Source organism: Paraburkholderia sp. SIMBA_030, from assembly GCF_046535245.1.
GTDB lineage: Bacteria > Pseudomonadota > Gammaproteobacteria > Burkholderiales > Burkholderiaceae > Paraburkholderia.
In genome coordinates, this window is sequence record NZ_JAWRXB010001654.1 from 1 (window position 1) to 236 (window position 236).

Genomic DNA, 236 nt, shown 5'->3' on the forward strand with positions numbered 1-236 from the left:
CCGGGAAGACTCGCGGTCTCCTGGCCCCGGGCCTTGTCACCGATACAACCACCGTCTGGCTGGTCGCATTTCTTGGTTTCCTCGTCACGTACCTGTTTATCTTCTGGACGCCGATGCTACTGCTCTCGTACGGCTTCACGGCTTCGAGCGCCGCATTGGGCGCAGCGGCGAGCGCATTCGGCGGCATTACCGGCAATGTGCTGTTGTTTCTGCTGGAAAGACGGCTCGGCGTGCAG

The 236-nt window shown here is 61.4% G+C and carries 1 pseudogene; it reads left to right on the forward strand.

The features are described from left to right. A pseudogene (locus SB772_RS45635) lies at positions 1–236 on the forward strand (MFS transporter); the annotation flags it as partial.